Source organism: Saccharopolyspora sp. NPDC050389 (genome assembly GCF_040655595.1).
GTDB lineage: Bacteria > Actinomycetota > Actinomycetes > Mycobacteriales > Pseudonocardiaceae > Saccharopolyspora.
On record NZ_JBFAKG010000233.1, the window covers coordinates 1 to 1148 of the forward strand.

Here is a 1148-nt window from a genome sequence, read left to right on the forward strand (position 1 = left end):
CGCCGACGTGCGCGAGGGGCTGCGGCTGGCCGAGGCCGATCCCGCCGCGCTGCTCGACGAGAGCCACACCGCCGCCGCGATGGCCTTGATGACCTGCGACGGAGCCGCGATGGACGCGCTCGCCGGGATCGCCGACGGGCTGCGTCGGGACGTCGTGGGCGACGACATCACCTACGTGGTCAACCGCAACATCAACTTCTCGAACATCTGCTACGTCGGCTGCCGCTTCTGCGCCTTCGCACAGCGCGAGCGCGACGCCGACGCCTACCGGCTCTCGCCGGAGGAGGTCGCCGATCGGGCCGACGAGGCGTGGCGGGCCGGGGCGACCGAGATCTGCATGCAGGGCGGCATCGACCCGCGGCTGCCGGTGTCCGGCTACGCCGACCTGGTGCGCGCGATCAAGCAGCGGGTGCCCGAGATGCACGTCCACGCGTTCAGCCCGATGGAGATCGTCAGCGCCGCGGCGAAGGCCGGGGCGAGCATCGCCGACTGGCTCGCCGAGCTGAAGGAGGCCGGGCTGGGCAGCATCCCCGGCACCGCGGCGGAGATCCTCGACGACGAGGTGCGCTGGGTGCTGACCAAGGGCAAGCTGCCCGCCGCCGAGTGGATCGAGGTCGTCAGCACCGCGCACCGGCTCGGCATCCCGTCGTCGTCGACGATGATGTACGGCCACGTCGACACCCCGGAGCACTGGCTCGGCCACCTCCGCACCCTGGCCGGCGTCCAGGACGCCGCGGCCGAGCACGGCAACGCCGGGCTCACCGAGTTCGTCCCGCTGCCGTTCGTGCACCGCAACGCGCCGATCTACCTCGCCGGGCTCGCGCGCCCGGGCCCGACCGTCCGGGACAACCGCGCGGTGCACGCAATGGCGCGCGTCCTGCTGCACGGCCGGATCGACAACGTCCAGTGCTCGTGGGTGAAGCTCGGCGACGAAGGCACTTCGGAGGTGCTCAACGGCGGCGCCAACGACGTCGGCGGAACGCTGATGGAGGAGACGATCAGCCGGATGGCCGGCTCCGAGCACGGCTCGGAGCGCAGCGTCGAGGAGCTGCACGAACTGGCGGCTCGGGCGGGCCGCTCGGCGCGGCAGCGCAGTACCACTTACGAGCGAGGCGGCCGGGTTCAGCTGGGCATCAGCCCGGCCTAAC

General features: G+C 72.4%; 1 protein-coding gene. It reads left to right on the forward strand.

The features are described from left to right. A partial coding sequence (cofH, locus tag AB0I53_RS49605; RefSeq protein WP_358618231.1) for a 5-amino-6-(D-ribitylamino)uracil--L-tyrosine 4-hydroxyphenyl transferase CofH occupies nt 1-1147 on the forward strand: 1147 nt, incomplete at its 5' end. Between the last annotated feature and the right edge of the window lies 1 nt (nt 1148).